The 17145-nt window shown below is 39.7% G+C and carries 20 protein-coding genes; all 20 read right to left on the bottom strand.

What is annotated here, in order from left to right:
• Positions 1-3: 3 nt before the first annotated feature.
• The 20 genes from ABE65_RS08750 to flgG are packed head-to-tail and all read right to left on the bottom strand — an operon-like array spanning position 4 to position 17083.
• Complete coding sequence (locus ABE65_RS08750) at positions 4-768, bottom strand: FliA/WhiG family RNA polymerase sigma factor (protein WP_066393712.1); 765 nt, start codon at positions 766-768, stop codon at positions 4-6.
• A gap of 27 nt (positions 769-795) precedes the next feature.
• Positions 796-1284, bottom strand: a complete 489-nt coding sequence (locus ABE65_RS08745) for a chemotaxis protein CheD (protein ID WP_066393710.1) — start codon at positions 1282-1284, stop codon at positions 796-798.
• Positions 1277-1909, bottom strand: coding sequence for a chemotaxis protein CheC (locus ABE65_RS08740; protein WP_066393708.1), 633 nt, complete (start codon positions 1907-1909; stop codon positions 1277-1279). The genes ABE65_RS08745 and ABE65_RS08740 overlap by 8 nt, the downstream gene beginning before the upstream one ends.
• Position 1910: 1 nt before the next feature.
• Complete coding sequence (locus ABE65_RS08735) at positions 1911-2375, bottom strand: chemotaxis protein CheW (protein WP_066393707.1); 465 nt, start codon at positions 2373-2375, stop codon at positions 1911-1913.
• An 11-nt stretch (positions 2376-2386) separates the two neighbouring features.
• The gene (locus ABE65_RS08730) at positions 2387-4396 is read right to left on the bottom strand and encodes a chemotaxis protein CheA (RefSeq protein ID WP_066393706.1); all 2010 of its coding nucleotides are present in this window, start codon (positions 4394-4396) and stop codon (positions 2387-2389) included.
• A gap of 18 nt (positions 4397-4414) precedes the next feature.
• Entirely contained in the window at positions 4415-5461 is a 1047-nt protein-coding gene (locus tag ABE65_RS08725; protein ID WP_066393703.1) for a protein-glutamate methylesterase/protein-glutamine glutaminase, read from the bottom strand.
• A gap of 7 nt (positions 5462-5468) precedes the next feature.
• Entirely contained in the window at positions 5469-6326 is an 858-nt protein-coding gene (locus ABE65_RS08720) for a MinD/ParA family protein (RefSeq protein WP_066393701.1), read from the bottom strand.
• Positions 6319-7440, bottom strand: a complete 1122-nt coding sequence (flhF, locus tag ABE65_RS08715; protein ID WP_066393699.1) for a flagellar biosynthesis GTPase FlhF — start codon at positions 7438-7440, stop codon at positions 6319-6321. Before flhF ends, ABE65_RS08720 begins: the two co-directional genes overlap by 8 nt.
• A complete protein-coding gene (gene flhA / locus ABE65_RS08710) occupies positions 7440-9473 on the bottom strand; it encodes a flagellar biosynthesis protein FlhA (protein WP_066393696.1) in 2034 nt (677 codons plus the stop codon). Before flhA ends, flhF begins: the two co-directional genes overlap by 1 nt.
• 23 nt (positions 9474-9496) lie before the next feature.
• Complete coding sequence (gene flhB, locus ABE65_RS08705) at positions 9497-10576, bottom strand: flagellar biosynthesis protein FlhB (protein WP_066393694.1); 1080 nt, start codon at positions 10574-10576, stop codon at positions 9497-9499.
• Between the two features lie 4 nt (positions 10577-10580).
• A complete protein-coding gene (fliR, locus tag ABE65_RS08700) occupies positions 10581-11351 on the bottom strand; it encodes a flagellar biosynthetic protein FliR (protein WP_066393690.1) in 771 nt (256 codons plus the stop codon).
• Positions 11352-11355: 4 nt separating this feature from the next.
• On the bottom strand, positions 11356-11625 hold the full coding sequence (gene fliQ, locus ABE65_RS08695; protein WP_066393686.1) for a flagellar biosynthesis protein FliQ: 270 nt from the start codon (positions 11623-11625) through the stop codon (positions 11356-11358).
• A gap of 13 nt (positions 11626-11638) precedes the next feature.
• Positions 11639-12319, bottom strand: coding sequence for a flagellar type III secretion system pore protein FliP (gene fliP / locus ABE65_RS08690; protein WP_066393684.1), 681 nt, complete (start codon positions 12317-12319; stop codon positions 11639-11641).
• Positions 12312-12974 carry a flagellar biosynthetic protein FliO gene (locus tag ABE65_RS08685; RefSeq protein ID WP_066393682.1) on the bottom strand — a complete coding sequence of 221 codons (663 nt, stop codon included), beginning with the start codon at positions 12972-12974 and terminating at the stop codon, positions 12312-12314. Before ABE65_RS08685 ends, fliP begins: the two co-directional genes overlap by 8 nt.
• A 7-nt stretch (positions 12975-12981) precedes the next feature.
• Positions 12982-13344 (bottom strand): response regulator, encoded by a 363-nt coding sequence (locus ABE65_RS08680; RefSeq protein WP_066240809.1) that lies wholly within the window; start codon positions 13342-13344, stop codon positions 12982-12984.
• 19 nt (positions 13345-13363) lie between these two features.
• Complete coding sequence (gene fliY / locus ABE65_RS08675; RefSeq protein WP_066393681.1) at positions 13364-14500, bottom strand: flagellar motor switch phosphatase FliY; 1137 nt, start codon at positions 14498-14500, stop codon at positions 13364-13366.
• Positions 14494-15486: a flagellar motor switch protein FliM gene (gene fliM / locus ABE65_RS08670; protein WP_066393678.1), complete on the bottom strand. Its 993-nt coding sequence runs from the start codon at positions 15484-15486 to the stop codon at positions 14494-14496. Before fliM ends, fliY begins: the two co-directional genes overlap by 7 nt.
• Positions 15487-15520: 34 nt before the next feature.
• Positions 15521-15949, bottom strand: a complete 429-nt coding sequence (gene fliL / locus ABE65_RS08665) for a flagellar basal body-associated protein FliL (protein WP_082861356.1) — start codon at positions 15947-15949, stop codon at positions 15521-15523.
• Positions 15950-16162, bottom strand: a complete 213-nt coding sequence (locus ABE65_RS08660; RefSeq protein WP_066393677.1) for a flagellar FlbD family protein — start codon at positions 16160-16162, stop codon at positions 15950-15952.
• Between the two features lie 48 nt (positions 16163-16210).
• Positions 16211-17083, bottom strand: coding sequence for a flagellar basal body rod protein FlgG (gene flgG / locus ABE65_RS08655; protein ID WP_066393675.1), 873 nt, complete (start codon positions 17081-17083; stop codon positions 16211-16213).
• Positions 17084-17145: the final 62 nt, after the last annotated feature.

Genomic DNA, 17145 nt, shown 5'->3' with positions numbered 1-17145 from the left:
TCCTTACATATATCGTTGTAGAACCTGTCGAATTCTAAAGAGTGCTTTTGAGTGTATTTGAGATATTCTGGATGTAGATAGACCAAGTACTTGTCCGATTTCAGTTAATGTTAATTCCTCGAAGTAGAACAAACTTACTACAAGCTGTTCTTTCTCAGACAATTCTTTGATTACTAATGCAAGCTCACCGTGAAGTTCTTCTTGAAGTAAACTATTTTCGGGTGTGATTGCTTTTTTATCTTCAATCGTGTAACTAACTTTTTCACGACTTTCTGTTTCTTTGTTCTCTTCGTCAATGGATAAAACGTTAGCAAGAAAACTTTCAGACATAACGGTTGTTACTTCATTTTCTGAGTACCCTAATTCATCAGCAACTTCTCTTGCGCTGACGGAACGAAGATTTTCTTGTTCCAATCTTTCAATGGCCGCTTCCACTTTTTTTGTTTTTTCTCTTAAACTTCTCGGAAGCCAATCTTCTCTTCGTAAACCGTCTAAAATAGCGCCACGTATCCGAAATGAAGCGTAAGTATCAAACTTCAGGTCTCTTTCAGGCTCAAACTTTTTTAGAGCATCGTACAACCCTAGCATACCGAGGGATCGGAGTTCATCTTTGTTAACACTTTTAGGCAAACCAACCGATATACGTTGTACGTGATAATTGACAAGTGGTAAGTAAGCACGCATCAGTTCGTCACCTGCTTCTCGATCACGACTCGTGTTCCACTTTTCCCAGCAAGATTGTTCTTCTAATAAAGATGGCTCCGTCATGGTAATCCTCCTCGTTTTTTTTGGTTTTTATATGACCTTTGTTCCTGCATTAACCGTTTTTATCGTTAATAACGTGTTCTCAGGGTTGAACTCGATCGTCCTTCCGCTAGAACCTCCTACATCACTTGCTAACAAAGGAATCTTTAGAGCTGATAGCTCTTCTTTAACACGTTCAACGTTTCTTGGACCAATTCGCATCATTTCACTTCCGGAGGTGAACTTAAACATCTGTGCGCCCCCAGCAATCTTTGCTTTTAAGCCTTTTCCATTAGCACCACTCTTGATCAGCATGTCATAAAGACTCTTAATTGCGGTATCCGCATACTTACCCTCATTCAACGTAGGAGTTTTTGAAAGTGACGAATCCGGAAGCATGATATGCGCCATCCCTGCAATTTTTTCAACTTGATCATAAAGTATGACGCCTACACATGAACCAAGACCTGTTGTTCTAATTATGTTTGGAGGAGAAACGAGGTTAATATCTGCGATTCCCACCTTTATGATTTCACTCATCCAACGGAACTCCTAATGCATGAAAAATTTTCGAGAAGGATAGAGGGTCAGGCAACAGAAAAAAGTGACCTTTTACTTCGTCTTGTCTTTCTATATCTGTAAAAGCTGTATCGATAACAATGGCATAATCACTTACAGTAGATATTTCCAAAAGTCCAAAACTTAAGATCGCTCCAGCCATGTCAATGCTTGTTGCAGGTACAGACGGCTGTAAATTCAGCCCCGTAAAATCAGAGAACGAAGTTAGATATGATCCTGATAGAATGTTACCTACTTCCTGAAGAGCAGATAATGAGATGTCAGAATCATCTCCGCTCGTTAGATTCACGGTTTGACCGACTAATAAATCTTCTAACAGCTGCTCAGCTTGCTCAACGGGAAGCATGAAGAACATACATCCGGGAGCATCCCCTACGATTCTCAAGAAAACAGAAGCCACAACGTTCTCTGCTCCGCCGACCATCTCAGATATTTCTTCAAAAGAGATGACATTCACGGAAGGGACCTTCATATCAACAGCTTTGTTCAGCATCGTCGACAAAGCTGTAGCTGCATGTCCTGCTCCAATGTTTCCGATCTCACGTAAGACATCCAGATGGATAGGCTGAATTTTGAGAAAATCCATCTTATTGGATACTCTCCTTAACGGGTTGTACGTCTAGTTTTTCTGGATTCAAAACCTTAACAAGGTCAAGCAAGATCAATAGTCGTTTCTCAATCTTTGCTACTCCACGAATATACTCAGCATCAACACCACCTACCACTTCAGGTGGAGGCTCGATCGATTCTTTATCAAGATCGATTACATCGTTCGCTGCATCTACAATTAGCCCAGCTTCGATCGTCCCTACTGATACAATAATGATCCGTGTCGTATCCGTGTGGCTTACTTCTTCAATTTCGAATCGAGAACGCAGGTCGATAATTGGAGTAACGACACCTCTTAAATTTATAACTCCTTTTACAAAAGAAGCCGTTCTTGGAATTCTAGTGATCGGTTGCATTCTTTCGATCGATTTCACGTGCTGAACAGGTACTGCATACTCTTCATCTTTCAATTGAAATATGATTACTTTTTCTTCATTCATCATGATTAACCACCTTATTTTATGAGTGCATTGCAATCGAGAATTAACGCCACTTGTCCATCTCCTAGAATCGTTGCACCAGAGATAGCAAATACCGAAGTTAAATACTGACCTAGTGATTTCAAGACGATCTCTTGCTGTCCTATAAATGAATCAACAACTAACGCTGCCATCTTATCTCCTTTTCTAACTACGACTACAGGAACGTGCAGATTCGATTCCGTTGAACCAGGAACTTCAAAAATGTCTTTCATGTTAACAAGAGGTACCACTTTACCTCTAAAATCAATCACTTTTTGATTGTGGGCAGAAAGAATTTCTTCTTGTCTAATGATGGCTGTTTCAATGATTGATGATAAAGGAATCGCGTATTTCTCACGACTGATTTCAACGAGCATGACAGACATGATCGATAGAGTCAGAGGAAGCTGTATGGAAAAGATCGTTCCTGACCCTTCCGTTGAATCGACAGCGATAGAACCACCTAACGACTCGATTTTATTTTTTACCACATCTAATCCTACTCCACGTCCCGAGATGTCAGAAACAACATCAGCTGTAGAGAAGCCTGAAGCGAACAATAATTCAAAACACTGTTTATCGGTCAAATTTTCAGATATCTCTTTCGTGAGGATTCCATTTTCGATTGCTTTACTTAATACTTTTTGTTTATTAATACCCGCTCCATCATCTTGTATCTCGATAAACACATGATTGCCGCTATGAAAAGCTCTTAAATAGATGGTACCTGTTTCATTTTTACCTTTCGAAGAACGGACCTCAGGGTTTTCGATGCCATGATCAATCGAGTTTCGAAGCAAGTGAACAAGCGGATCACCGATCTCATCGATTACGGTTCGATCAAGTTCAGTTTCTGCTCCTACGATCTCGAGGTTAACTTTTTTACCAAGATCTTTAGCTAGACCTCTGATCATTCTTGGGAAGCGATTGAATACTTGTTCTACTGGAACCATTCTCATCGTCAAGATAATATTTTGCAGATCTCCTGACACACGAGACATTCGTTCAACAGTCTCATTTAGCTCCAGGCTCTTCAATGATTTCGAAATCTCTTCAAGTCGACCACGGTCAATGACAAGTTCTTCAAATAAGTTCATGAGCTGATCAAGCCTCTCGATATTGACGCGAATGGTTTTTCCGCTGCTACTCGTATTTGAAGCTTGCTGGGCTTCACCGTTTTTAACTGGTTGTGGTGACACTTCTTGATGCACTAATTTGTTATTCTCTTCATTCTCGGAATTTGAAGATATGTTGAGTTGATCCGCCTTTATATCAATCACTTCTACTGCATCAATCTCAGAAACTTTTAAGATACGTTCTTTAACGTTTTCCGCAGACTCTTTCGTAAGGATGGAAAGCGTAAAATGTGTTCCAAATTGTTCTGTTTCTAGCATATCTACCGCTGGTAACGTTTTAATGATCTCCCCGATCTGTTCGATCACTTCAAACACCATATACACTCTAGCAGCTTTTAAAATACAGTCTTCTCTTAATGAGATCGATAGCTCGTATGCATGAAATCCTTGTTCTTTTGATTGAATAATGATCTGTTTTTCATATTGATCATAATCTTGTAATGAACCTGCTGCATTTTTTGATTCGGCTTGAATCGTCTGTGAAATTTCTCCCTTTTCCAGCGCCTCTAACTCTTTCACTGTGTCAGTGACATCTCGTTTACCGCTACCGCCTTCTGAAATTTCCACCACCATCGCTTCTAAGTGATCAAGTGAAGCGAAGAGTACATCTAAAACCGAAGAAGAAACTTCTAACTTGTTATTACGAATTGCATCAAGAACATTTTCCATACAATGAGTTAGGTTAGCAAGGTCTTCATAACCCATCGTAGCTGACATTCCTTTTAACGTATGAGCAGAACGGAAAATCTCATTTACAATTGAAAGTTCTCCAGGTGATTTTTCTAGCAGGAGTGCTTGTTGATTAATAGACTGTAAATGTTCTTTGCTTTCTTCAATGAATATGTCGAGATATTGTGTCATTTCCATCGTATACTTCCCCCTATTTTACAAATGGTTTTGAATAGCTGATCCGATTGACTCTAAATGAACGACTTCATCTACCTTTTTTGAAAGAACCGCGGCCTTTGGCATTCCATAAACAATGCAGGATTCTTCTGCTTCTGCAATAACTACCGTTGAACCCGCTTCTTTTAAATCGATGATACCCTCTGTGCCATCTGAGCCCATACCCGTCATGATAACAGCAACTTTTTGGTAGTCTTTAAGTTTACTTGCAGACCTGAACAGTACGTTAACTGCTGGTCGATGTCCGCCTACGGGATCATCTTTATGTAACGAGACGTACAATCGCCCCATTTTTTCGTATAGTCGTACATGAAAACCACCTGGTGCGATGTATACATAACCTTTTTGTAACAACTCATGATCTTCCGCCTCTTTTACAGCAACGTTTGATAGTGAATTCAATCGATCTGCTAACGATCTTGTAAACCCTGCAGGCATATGCTGTACGACAACTACGGGTGCGTCTAAATCCAAGGGTAGCTTTGTTATCACTTGCTGTAACGCTCTAGGACCGCCTGTAGATGTACCGATTAAGACAAGCTTGTTTTTATGCTCTGTCTTTGAAACGCTCTTCTGTATTTTGTTTTCATGATGATATGGCGCTCTAGCCACTTTTGTTGCGATATTTGCTTTTGAAGACGTGATCACTTTTTCTACTAAACTATTCCTTACTTTATGTAAATCTAAGGATATCGCACCCGATGGCTTAGCGATAAAATCAATAGCTCCTGCTTCCATAGCTAGGATCGTATTTTCTGCACCCACTTTTGTTGTACTCGATAGCATGATGATTGGAACTGGGCAGTTCTCCATGATCGTTCTTGCAGCTTCAATGCCATTTAAGATTGGCATTTCAACATCCATCGTGACAACATCTGGTTTTAATTTTAGTGTTTTATCAATTGCTTCCTGTCCGTTTCTGGCTGAATCAATCACCTTAATCCTAGGATCTTCACTTAAGAACTCTTTGATCAGTTTCCTCATAAAGGCAGAATCATCCACAATTAGCACTCTGATCTGTTTCATGCAGCATCTACCTTTCTTTGAAAAATGACTTTAACTTGCTGATGAAAGACTTATAAGATACTTCTTGCTGTTTCACCGTACCAACATACGATTCCGCTAACTGATAGACAGCTTTGGAAGCTTGTGATGATGGTTTGTGTATAGAAAAGGGAATCTGTTTTTTCACAGCATGTAATACATCCTGATCCATCGGTATCTTACCTAAACAGATCAAATCTTTTTGTAAGAACTGTTTACAAACATGCCTTAATTTTTCAACCGTATCTCTTCCTTCTCTTGAATTTTCATAACGGTTGATAACTAAATAGAAGGGAAGGTCCTTATCTTTTATATAGATGAATTTCATCATAGAATAGGCATCGGTTAGTGAGGTGATCTCAGGTGTAGCGATCACCAATACTTCATGGCTTGAGAGCACAAACTTTAAAGCGGTTTCCGTTGCGCCTGCACCCATGTCTAAAAATATAAAATCATAAAACCTTTCTAGTTCTTCTAGTTGTTTCATAAAGTGGACCAACATTTGATCCGTTATACTTGTAAGAGAACCTAAATTCCTCCCGCCTGCAATCGTATGAAGGCCGTCTTTACCCTCTTCGATAATCTCCCAAACGGATAATTGATTCTGTAGCATATCCATCATATGCTTGTGAGATCTTCTACCAAGAATTAAATCTACATTGCCCATACCTATATCAAGATCTAATACTAATACGCGCTTTCCCATCGTTACTAACGATAGGGCAAGATTCACCGTAACATTCGTTTTACCGACGCCACCTTTCCCACTGACTACAGAGATGACTCGCGCACTGTTTGAAGAGGCAGAGACCAATTGTTTTCGAAGGCTTATCGCTTGATCAAGCATGATGAGTCTTTTCCTTTAATAACGTCTGAATAAGTTCATCCGCGTCAGCCTCAAACATATCATCAGGGACATTCTGGCCATTTGTAACATAGCCGACAGGTACACTGTTTAAGATTGCAAGATTCAATAAAGAACCGTAAGTCTTCGTTTCATCTTTCTTCGTAAATATCACCTTATGAACAGGTAAACTCTTAAACTGACTATAGATGGTTTCCATATCTCGATATTTGGAAGTTAATGAAAGGACGAGATAGTTTTTCATATCTTTATCAAAATGGATGATTCTTTGTAGTTCTTCAATATAAAAACGGTTTAAGAAATTTCTTCCTGCAGAATCTACAAGAACTAGGTCATAATCTTCGAACTTCTCTTTAGCTTTCTTAAAATCATCTGCGGTATAAGCAACCTCACATGGAATGTTTAATATTTCAGCGTATGTTTTAAGTTGATCGATAGCTGCGATCCGATAAGTATCAGTTGTAATAAACGCCACTTTCTTACCATCCTTTAAAACCGCTTTTGCTCCAATCTTAGCTATCGTTGTTGTTTTACCAACACCCGTCGGTCCGATCAAGTTTAAGAATTTTGATTCGTAATGAAAGCCACCAAACTCACTTTTAGCCATTCTTGCACTTAGATAGCTGCTGATCCACGTATTCCAGTCATAGCTGTCTCTTTCTATTTCATCAAGACTTTCATATTTAGTAGATAAAGAAGGAATGAGTTCTTCAAGAATCGTTGAGTCTACTTCTTGGTTTACAAGAAAAGCTTCCCACTCTTTAATAAATGGCGCTGTATCTTCTGGAGTTTTTGATTGTACAGTCAATGTGTGAACCATCTTCTTTAGTTGACGAATCTCCATTGTTAGATCCTCTTCTTTAAACTCAGGTTGCTGATTCCTCACACTATTCTTGTTTTGATTCTTTGTTTGCTGATAATCTACGTCTTGATCCAATCCAGCGAAAATCTCGACATTTTTCTTAGTAAAGAATCCAAAGAATCCGCCAACTTGAACCTCTCTTGTATTTAATATGACCGCACCGCTGCCCAGATCTGCTCTTACTAATTTCATAGCTTCTGGCAAGTTCTGTGCTGTATACTTCTTTACCTTCATCAGATGTTCACCACCCCTACACTTTTCACTTCTAGCTCAGGTTCTAACTCGTTGTATGATAAAACCGCTACGTCCGGAAGATAGCGCTCAATCAGTTGTCTCACGTACATCCTTACTGCTGGTGAACATAAGAGAACTACCGATTGGTCAAAACTTCGCCCCGATTCCAGTTCAGATGTGATGCTGTCAAAGATCGATTGAGAATCTTGTGGATCTAAAGACAGGTAGTTGCCATGTTCCGTCTGCTGAACAGCATCCGCTATCTTCTTTTCTACTGACCCTCCAAGTGTGATGACATGCAGAGGTTCATTTTCATTCGCATAGCTTTTTGATATCTGTCTGGATAAGCCTTGTCTAACATACTCTGTCAAAAGATCTGTATCTTTTGTCATCTTTGCGAAATCAGCCAACGTTTCAAAAATTACCGCTAAGTTACGAATCGATATACGCTCACGTAAAAGTTTAGATAAAACTTTTTGAACTTCTCCGATCGTAAGCGCATCTGGCGTTACTTCCTCTACAATAGCTGGATACGATTCTTTTAAGTGGTCTACAAGTTGCTTTGTTTCTTGTCTTCCAATCAGTTCGTGTGCGTGTTTCTTTATTACTTCTGTCAAATGTGTTGAGACGACTGAAGGCGGATCCACAACCGTGTATCCTGAGTATTCAGCTCGTTCTTTCATCTCTTCACCGATCCAGATGGCCGGCAGACCAAATGCTGGTTCCATCGTTTCTATACCTTGTACCTCTTCATCATCAATTCCTGGACTCATCGCTAAATAATGATCCAACAGCAACTCACCTTTTGCGACTTGACTGCCTTTTATTTTTATTCTGTACTCATTCGGCTGAAGCTGGATGTTGTCTCGTATCCGAACGACGGGTACGATCATTCCAAGTTCTAATGCAAGCTGTCTTCTGATCATAACGATCCTATCCAACAGGTCACCGCCTTGCGAAGTGTCTGCTAATGGTATTAGACTGTAGCCAAATTCAAATTCAATCGGATCGATCTGCAGAAGGTTCACAACAGATTCAGGGCTTTTCAGCTGTTCTGTCTGTATATCTTCTTCCACCACTTCTTCTTTTACTTTTTGTTCACGTTCTGCTTTTAATAGAAGATAGCCGCCGATTGCTAAAATTCCTCCGATCGTAATCGTAAAAAAGTCATTGATCGGTGTGAACAACCCAAGCATGATGATCGTTCCTCCAGCTACAAAAAGCATGACAGGATACGCAAGCAATTGTTTGCTGATATCAAACCCTAAGTTTCCTTCTGAAGCCGCACGTGTCACAATAATTCCTGTCGCTGTAGAAATGATGAGTGCTGGAATCTGCGACACCAATCCATCACCAACGGTCATTCTTGTAAACAATTCTGCACTCTCACCAAAACTGAGGCCCATCTGAAGCATTCCGATGATGATTCCGAACAACATATTGATCAAGACGATGATAATACCAGCTATAGCATCACCTTTAACAAATTTACTCGCTCCATCCATCGCTCCGTAAAAATCTGCTTCGCGTTCAATCGTTTCACGTCTTTCTTTCGCTTCCCGATCTGAAATCATACCAGCATTTAAATCTGCATCGATGCTCATCTGCTTACCAGGCATCGCATCAAGTGTAAACCTTGCAGCAACTTCCGATACACGTTCAGATCCTTTCGTAATTACGATAAATTGAATAATAATTAGAATGAAAAATACTACGATACCAACAAGTATATTCCCACCTACAACAAATTCACCGAAAGTATGTACAACGTTTCCGGCATCTCCTGTTGAAAGGATGCTTCTCGTTGTCGAAACGTTTAGCCCTAGTCTAAAAAGCGTCACTAATAATAACAATGACGGAAATATAGAAAATTGGAGAGGCTGTGTTGTGTTCATGGCAATCAATATGATTAAAAGTGCCAGAGATATATTCGTTATGATTAAGAAGTCCAACATAAACGTTGGCATTGGTATGACGAGCATGGCGATAATAAGAATAACGCCTGCTAAAACACTCATGTCTCTAGCTTTCATCTGTAAACTCTCCTATTCATTCCTTACGCTTTTTTCTTTACACGGTATACAAAGGCTAAAATTTCAGCTACTGCTTTAAACAGATCTTCCGGAATCACATGCCCGATCTCGACACGGGCGTACAGCGTTCTTGCTAGAGGTTTGTTTTCTACAACCGCTACGTTATGCTCTTTTGCGATCTCTTTTATGCGTTGAGCGATCAGATCTACTCCCTTTGCCACTACTACTGGAGCATCCATGCTGTTATCGTCATACTTTAAGCAGATCGCATAATGTGTAGGATTTGTGATGATAACATCTGCTTTTGGCACTTCTTGCATCATTCGCCTCATAGCCATCTGTCTTTGTTTTTCCTTGATCTTCCCTTTTATCTTAGGATCACCTTCAGATTTTTTATATTCGTCTTTGATATCTTGTTTAGACATCCTAATATTTTTTTCAAAATCGTATTTTTGGTACATATAATCAAGAAACGCAAGAAAAAGTAAAACGAGTGAAGCTGCAAAGCCCATCTTGACCGCAAGTCCTCCGAATACAGGAAGTGAGGATTCAATACTCACTAAGCTCATTCTTAAATAGATATCTCGTTCACTCCACAGGATAAAAAAAGTTACACCACCGATTAATAGAATCTTAAGCAATGATTTAGATAGTTCAACGAGAGCTCGCACCGAGTATATTCTTTTAAATCCAGATAACGGATTGATCCGTTCAAGCTTCATCTGAATCGCCTCTGTTGATAATAAAAAGCCAACTTGCAAATAGTTTCCTAAAACACCCGCGACCATAGCCGCAATCATAACAGGTGCTATGATGATCGCTACTTCAAGAGACAGCTCCCAAAACAGTTTAGGAATACTAGACTCCGTTACGTTGTATAGTAGTTTCTTATCTAAACTGTATGTGAAAAGGTGAAGTAATCGTTGACCCATCCAACTTCCCATAAAGGACAGAAACATGACGGATGCAAACAGCACAAGTGCAGCATTGATGTCAGCGCTTTTGGCTACTTGACCTTTTTTTCTACTCTCCTGCCTTTTTTTCGGTGTTGCTTTTTCCGTTTTTTCTCCTGAAAAGTATTGTAGTTGCATTGGATATCTCATTGACTTACGCTCCCAACAATTCCATTAAGTTAATCATGCTGTCACGCATCTGATCGACCAGCATCTGAACAGATACAAAGAATGCGGGCATTACGACTAAGAACAACACAAGAGCAATCAAGATCTTCACCGGCAGACCGATAACAAAGATGTTCATCTGAGGTACCGTTCTGGCTACGATCCCAAGTGCAAGGTCGGCTAAAAACAACGTGCCAACGATAGGAATCGCCATCTGCAGAGCAACTAAGAACATTCCTGAGAACACACTTAGTACAAATCTCATGATCCCACCATCTCCAAAGTTAGATATGGCTGAATCAATGGGTAAGAATTGATAACTATAAAAGATACCGTCGAGTAACATGTGATGAGCATCTGTTGCTAACAAGAATAGAATAGCAAACGTATACAGATACCTACCCATCAATGGAGTCTGAATGCCTGTTTGCGGATCAAAAACGTTCGCGATCGCAAAACCCATCTGAAGATCAATAAATCCACCAGCAACTTGAATCGCGTAGAAGATGATTGCTGCAATAAATCCGATCGTAAGTCCTACCATCGCTTCTTTAATGATTAACAGAAAAAATGTACCATCTAACGGTATTGGTTTTGGGTCAACAGCGTACAACATGATCCATGATAAAAATAGGGATAATCCTATTTTGTGCATCACAGGTAAATTTTTATTGGAAAACACAGGAATTGTTAAAAAAAATGCCGATACTCTAGTTAGGATTAATAAAAAAGCAGGGAAAGCAACTAAATCTACCATTTCATCATCCTATATAAGTGTGTAAATTTTGAAATATATTTGATGTAAAACCTAGTATTTGAGAAAGCATCCAAGGTCCGAAAAATACAAGGCCTACTAACACGGCAACAATCTTTGGTATAAACGCTAGTGTTTGTTCTTGAATCTGTGTTGTTGCTTGAAATATACTGACGATCAAACCTACGATCAGCGCTAGTAACATGAGCGGACCGCACAAAAGCAAGGTCATGTATACCCCTTTTTCTGCTAAAGAAATGACAAATTGAGAATCCATGTTTCCACCTGCCCTAATAGCTTAATAGCAATGATTTAACGATGAGGTACCAGCCATCAACCAGTACGAATAACAAGATTTTAAATGGCAGTGATATCATAACGGGCGGTAGCATCATCATCCCCATAGCCATTAAAATAGACGCAACGACCATATCAATGATCAAGAACGGTACAAATATCATGAACCCAATCTGAAAAGCTGTCTTTAATTCACTGATCGCAAACGCAGGAACAAGTGTCGTTAAAGGAATATCTTTAATACTTTCTGGCTTCTTCGCACCCGCATATTCCATAAACAGCATCAGATCTTTCTGACGTGTATGTTTTGCCATGAATTCTTTGATCGGAAGACTTCCTTTATCAAACGCTTCTTCTTGAGAGATCTCACCTTTTACTAACGGCTGGACCGCCTCTTTATTTACCTCATGCATCACTGGCGCCATGATAAAAAAAGTTAAGAACAGTGCGATACCAACCAAAACTTGGTTAGGCGGCATCTGCTGCGTCGCTAATGAAGTTCGAACAAAAGATAAGACAATAATTATCCTCGTAAAACAAGTCATAAGAATTAAGATACTTGGAGCAAGCGAAAGGACTGTTAAGAGCAGCAACAGCTGAATCGTAGTTTCCATGTTCGCTGGATCGCTATTATTAATAAAATCCAAGTCTAATCCAGGAATAAATTCATTCATGATGTTTCCCTTTCTCAAGCACTCTCTGCAGTTCTTTTTGCTGATTCTTCTTATCTTGAACGATCGATTGAAGCATGTTCTTAAAGCTTTGAGTCTGATCTTTTGTCCCTTTTTCGGCCGAAGTGTTACTAGACTCTTCGTTTCTATTTTTAAGCCATTTTAATTTCAATTGATTTGTCATCGTTGAAACGTTTTGAGACGGACGTTGATCGAGCATCATTTGAACTTCATCTTCATCTGTAATCTCTTTTAGGAGCGTTACCGAATCTCCAACACCTACCACCAAGACAGAATTACCTGTTTTGATCAGCTGTACGGAACGATTCTGTCCGATTCCGATTCCTCCCAAGGACTGAATGTTTTTACCATCTTGAAAACTAACAGATTTCCTTTGAATAAATCGTAAAACAAAAAACAAGATCGCTAAAACGATACCAAGCATAAACACGAGCTTAACAAGCATCATGAATGTGCTTTCGCTCTCTGGACTATCAGGGCTATTAGTTGCTGGTGCTTTTTCCTTATCACCCTTTTGATCCGATTTATTTATGGTGTCATAAACACTTTTCCCTGAACTGCTGCCTTCCGCTTGTACACTATATGGTACAAGCGAGAGACAAACTGCTGTAAAAAGACTAATTAACCATCGATACATGAAAGGCTTATCCTAAAGTTTTCTTGATCGCTTCGATTACACGGTCAGCTGCAAACGGCTTCACGATAAAATCTTTTGCCCCAGCTTGGATCGCATCAATTACCATAGCCTGCTGCCCCATCGCTGAACACATGATAATCTTTGCTTCAGGGTTCGTTTTCTTGATCTCTTTTAAAGCTGATATGCCGTCCATCTCTGGCATCGTGATATCCATCGTAACAAGATCTGGTTTTAACTCTTGGAATTTCTCGATCGCTTGCGCACCATCTGCTGCTTCACCTACAACATCAAATCCATTTTTTACTAAGATATCTTTGATCATCATTCTCATAAATGCTGCATCATCAACAACTAAAATACGTTCTCCCATTTCACTTTACCTCCGATAATTATTTCAATTTTTCTAAGCGATCACGCTGACTTAAAATTTCAGTTACACGTACTCCGAAGTTCTCATCGATAACGACAACCTCGCCTTTTGCGATCATCTTTTGGTTTACAAAGATATCAACTGGTTCACCAGCTAGTTTATCGAGTTCTACGATGGAACCTTGAGACATTTCTAAAATATCTTTAATCGTTTTTTTGGTTCTTCCAAGCTCAACCGTTACTTGAAGTGGAATGTCTAACAGCATGTCTAAATTCTTCGTATCTCTTTGATTCGTCTCATAATCTCCAAAATCTGAAAAGCTTGCTGGCTGAATGGAAACGTCTCTCATCTGCGATTGATAAGCAGGCTGAGGATTATTTCTTGGCTCACTATGAACTCGATCTTGATAATGCTCTACAGGGGCAGATGGTTGAGCGACTTCTTCATGTGGTACATATTCAGCAACCGGCTCTTTTTCAACAACTGGTTCAGGATTCATCAGCTTATGTACAAGGTCTTTTGAAAACTCAGCATCAATGAGCTGCATGATATTCGAATCAATCAGTTCACCCACTTTAAGCCGGAATGAAACTTTGACTAGTATCTCTTCATTAGGAATCAAACTCGTATTTGATTCAATATCCAGAAAATCAATTTTTGGTGGAGAGATATCTACTTTTTTATTAAAGATCGTAGACATCGATGTAGAAGCTGATCCCATCATCTGATTCATCGCTTCACCAACAGCACTTAGTTGCAATTCCCCAAAATCTGGAGAAGGATTTGTACCTTCACCGCCAAGCATCAGGTCTGCAATGATCTGTGCATCTGTCTTTCGGATCACTAACAAGTTAGCTCCTTCGATCCCTTCTGTATACGTAACTTGGACTGCAACATGCGGAATCGGAAACTCATCTTTTAACTCGGTGCGTTTAACAACTGTTACCGTCGGCGTCGTGATGTCTACTTTTTGATTTAACAGGGTGGATAGTGCTGTTGCAGCACTTCCAAACGAGATGTTTCCGATCTCACCTAAAGCATCACGTTCGATCGATGATAGGTATTCTTCGGTTTCGGTCTCTCCGGACGAGGAAGGACTTCCACCATTCAACAAAGCATCAATTTCGTCTTGTGAAAGCATATCTCCACTTACCATTGATCCTCATCCTCCTTAATGGTTTCGATAATTTGAACGGCTAACTTTTTCTTCACCTTTCCGGGTTGTCCGTAGAACTTCGGATTGTTTTCTACTTTTATCACGAGAGGTTGGTTGATCCGTTGATCTAGTTCAATACAATCACCAATTGATAAGTTTAGAAATTCTTCGATTGACATGTCTGAAGATCCTAATTCAACTTTAAAAGGCAAGAAAGCGTTCTTTATCTTTTGTTCAATAAATTCGGTCTCTCCTGGGATTGGTGTTTTCTTCTTATTCTGCATCCAATGATGAACGGAGAGCTTAGGAATGATCGGCTCTATAACAACGTGTGGAAGACAGATGTTGATCATTCCGCTCGTTTCACCAATCGTCGTATTCAATGAGATCACGACTACCGTTTCGTTTGGAGAAACCATTTGTAAAAATTGCGGATTCACTTCCAAATCGAGCATGAATGGCTCCAGTTCAATCACACTTGTCCATGCTTCTTTAAAACTATCAAGTGTGTTTTCAAATAACTGATTCATGATTCTGGTCTCGATCTCAGTTAAATTCTCGATCTTATTCATTCCAGCGCCGCTACCACCCATCACTCTATCAAGCATGGCATATGCGATATTCGGATTGACTTCCATTAAGATTCGCCCTTCAAAAGGATGGGCTTCGAACACATTCAACAGCGTCATCTTCGGAACAGAACGGATGAATTCTTCATAAGGCAGCTGGTCAACAGATGCAACACCGATCTGGACATACGTTCTCAGCTGAGCTGAGAAGTAAGTCGTTAATAGTCTTGCAAAGTTCTCATGCAATCTCGTTAAACTGCGAATCTGCTCTTTCGAAAAACGTAGGGCTCTTTTAAAATCGTATACTTTAACCTTTTTCTCTGACTCTTCCTTTTTAAGCTCTTCTGCATCCATCTCTCCGGTGGAAAGGGCGGAGAGAAGAGCATCTATTTCGTTTTGTGACAAAACATCAACCAAGAGTCTCACCTCTTTTCATGCCGTTTTTAATGAATTATTGTATGATCTTTTGAGTTGTGTAGACTCTGACTACTTTCCCATCTTGCATAACCTTATTAATCTCTGTTTTCAACTTGTCCTCAAGTGAAATCAGTCCTTGTTGTCCCGATAGTTCTTCAGTTTTTTTATTCGAGATCTCATAGATGATCAGGTTGTTCACTTGAAACAATCTTTTCTCAAGTTCATGTTTAGCATCTTCATTATCCGCTTGAATCTTGAACTGAATCTTCACATAAGACTGATCTGCAAGATTGGTTGTCATTTCATTGGTTTCGACCATCAGCTTGTCCAGCTCTTCTGCTGTAGGTTCAGAAGCTTCGGTCTTAGGTGAGAACTGCTTAAACCCGTAATATCCTGCTGCACCGATTAGACCGATCGCTACAAGCATGGAGAACATGATCGTTACCACTTTATTTTTTCCCAACTACAGACCCTCCCTTTTCTGACTTATTGGCAATAGCGTAATATTTCTATAAAAAGCTGCTATCAATTGAGCAACCTCTTCTTCACTTTCTTTAACCACAAACTTTTTGCCTGTTGTCAAAGTGATCGTGGTATCAGGAAACGATTGAATCTGTTCGATGTAGATCGCATTCAGCGTAAACGTATTGCCGTTTAGTTGTGTTAAAGAAATCATGAGTTTCAGAGTTAAGCCGTTTCTGGCTCACTCCTACCTCCCTTCACGTTAACGTTTTAAGTTCACAAGTTCTTGAAGGATCTCATCTGATGTTGTAATGATTCTGGTATTCGCTTGGAAACCACGCTGTGCAACAATCATCTCAGTGAACTCTTCAGATAAGTCTACGTTGGACATTTCGAGAGCACCTGCTACTAGTGTGCCTGCTCCATTTTTACCTGGTGCAGAAACGACAGCACCATTGTATGTCGTCGGACTATTTTTTAATGGTAACCCTGAGTTAGAACTTTCTCTATAAAGGTTACCACCCGCTTTTTCTAATGCTCCGTCATTTGAAAACTTTGCGATAAAAATTTGGCCAGCTACTTTAGGTTCACTTGCTCCTTCAATAATGTAATTTACTGTTCCATCCGGTCCTATACTAAAGCTTTTTGCAGTAGATGGAATTACAATATTACTTGCATTGCCCGTATTTACCCCATTGTTTGTTGGAGTGGGTTCATACCCTTTTACAAACATTCCATCAGAGTTTACTAAATTCCCTGATTTATCAAGATAGAAGTTTCCTGCTCTCGTTAAATAATCATTCGTTCCATCGTTTACAACAAAAAAGCCATCACCAGAAATACCTAAATCTAATGGTCGTGCAGTAGTTTGTAAACTACCTTGTGTATGCACAGTATCGATAGTAGCTAATTGAGATCCTAATCCGACTTGTTTAGGATTAACCCCACCTCTTCCACCAGCTCCTGCAGTTGGAGCACTAGCCCCTGAGATCTGCTGACTCACAAGGTCCTTAAAAGTTGTACGGCCCTTCTTAAATCCATACGTATTTACGTTTGCGATGTTATTACCGATTACATCTAGCTTCACCTGAAAGTTTTTCATACCACTGATTCCTGAATACATAGAACGTAACATTTGTTTTTATCTCCCTTACTTGGTTTATTAACTGCGTCTATCAATCGGCAGTTTTGTGAGCC

Source organism: Fictibacillus phosphorivorans, from assembly GCF_001629705.1.
Lineage (GTDB): Bacteria > Bacillota > Bacilli > Bacillales > Fictibacillaceae > Fictibacillus > Fictibacillus phosphorivorans_A.
This window is presented reverse-complemented; position numbering and strand designations above follow the sequence as displayed.

Bases quoted from the DNA above. Each gene is read 5' to 3' on its own strand.
- ABE65_RS08745 (WP_066393710.1), bottom strand. From the start codon at position 1,284: ATGAGTGAAATCATAAAGGTGGGAATCGCAGATATTAACCTCGTTTCT.
- ABE65_RS08680 (WP_066240809.1), bottom strand. From the start codon at position 13,344: ATGGGAGAACGTATTTTAGTTGTTGATGATGCAGCATTTATGAGAATG.
- ABE65_RS08720 (WP_066393701.1), bottom strand. From the start codon at position 6,326: ATGCTTGATCAAGCGATAAGCCTTCGAAAACAATTGGTCTCTGCCTCT.
- ABE65_RS08730 (WP_066393706.1), bottom strand. From the start codon at position 4,396: ATGGAAATGACACAATATCTCGACATATTCATTGAAGAAAGCAAAGAA.
- ABE65_RS08750 (WP_066393712.1), bottom strand. From the start codon at position 768: ATGACGGAGCCATCTTTATTAGAAGAACAATCTTGCTGGGAAAAGTGG.
- flhA (WP_066393696.1), bottom strand. From the start codon at position 9,473: ATGAAAGCTAGAGACATGAGTGTTTTAGCAGGCGTTATTCTTATTATC.
- ABE65_RS08660 (WP_066393677.1), bottom strand. From the start codon at position 16,162: ATGATTTCTTTAACACAACTAAACGGCAATACGTTTACGCTGAATGCG.
- fliP (WP_066393684.1), bottom strand. From the start codon at position 12,319: ATGAATGAATTTATTCCTGGATTAGACTTGGATTTTATTAATAATAGC.
- fliR (WP_066393690.1), bottom strand. From the start codon at position 11,351: ATGGTAGATTTAGTTGCTTTCCCTGCTTTTTTATTAATCCTAACTAGA.
- flgG (WP_066393675.1), bottom strand. From the start codon at position 17,083: ATGTTACGTTCTATGTATTCAGGAATCAGTGGTATGAAAAACTTTCAG.
- ABE65_RS08685 (WP_066393682.1), bottom strand. From the start codon at position 12,974: ATGTATCGATGGTTAATTAGTCTTTTTACAGCAGTTTGTCTCTCGCTT.
- fliY (WP_066393681.1), bottom strand. From the start codon at position 14,500: ATGGTAAGTGGAGATATGCTTTCACAAGACGAAATTGATGCTTTGTTG.
- flhB (WP_066393694.1), bottom strand. From the start codon at position 10,576: ATGAGATATCCAATGCAACTACAATACTTTTCAGGAGAAAAAACGGAA.
- ABE65_RS08740 (WP_066393708.1), bottom strand. From the start codon at position 1,909: ATGGATTTTCTCAAAATTCAGCCTATCCATCTGGATGTCTTACGTGAG.
- ABE65_RS08735 (WP_066393707.1), bottom strand. From the start codon at position 2,375: ATGATGAATGAAGAAAAAGTAATCATATTTCAATTGAAAGATGAAGAG.
- flhF (WP_066393699.1), bottom strand. From the start codon at position 7,440: ATGAAGGTAAAGAAGTATACAGCACAGAACTTGCCAGAAGCTATGAAA.
- fliQ (WP_066393686.1), bottom strand. From the start codon at position 11,625: ATGGATTCTCAATTTGTCATTTCTTTAGCAGAAAAAGGGGTATACATG.
- ABE65_RS08725 (WP_066393703.1), bottom strand. From the start codon at position 5,461: ATGAAACAGATCAGAGTGCTAATTGTGGATGATTCTGCCTTTATGAGG.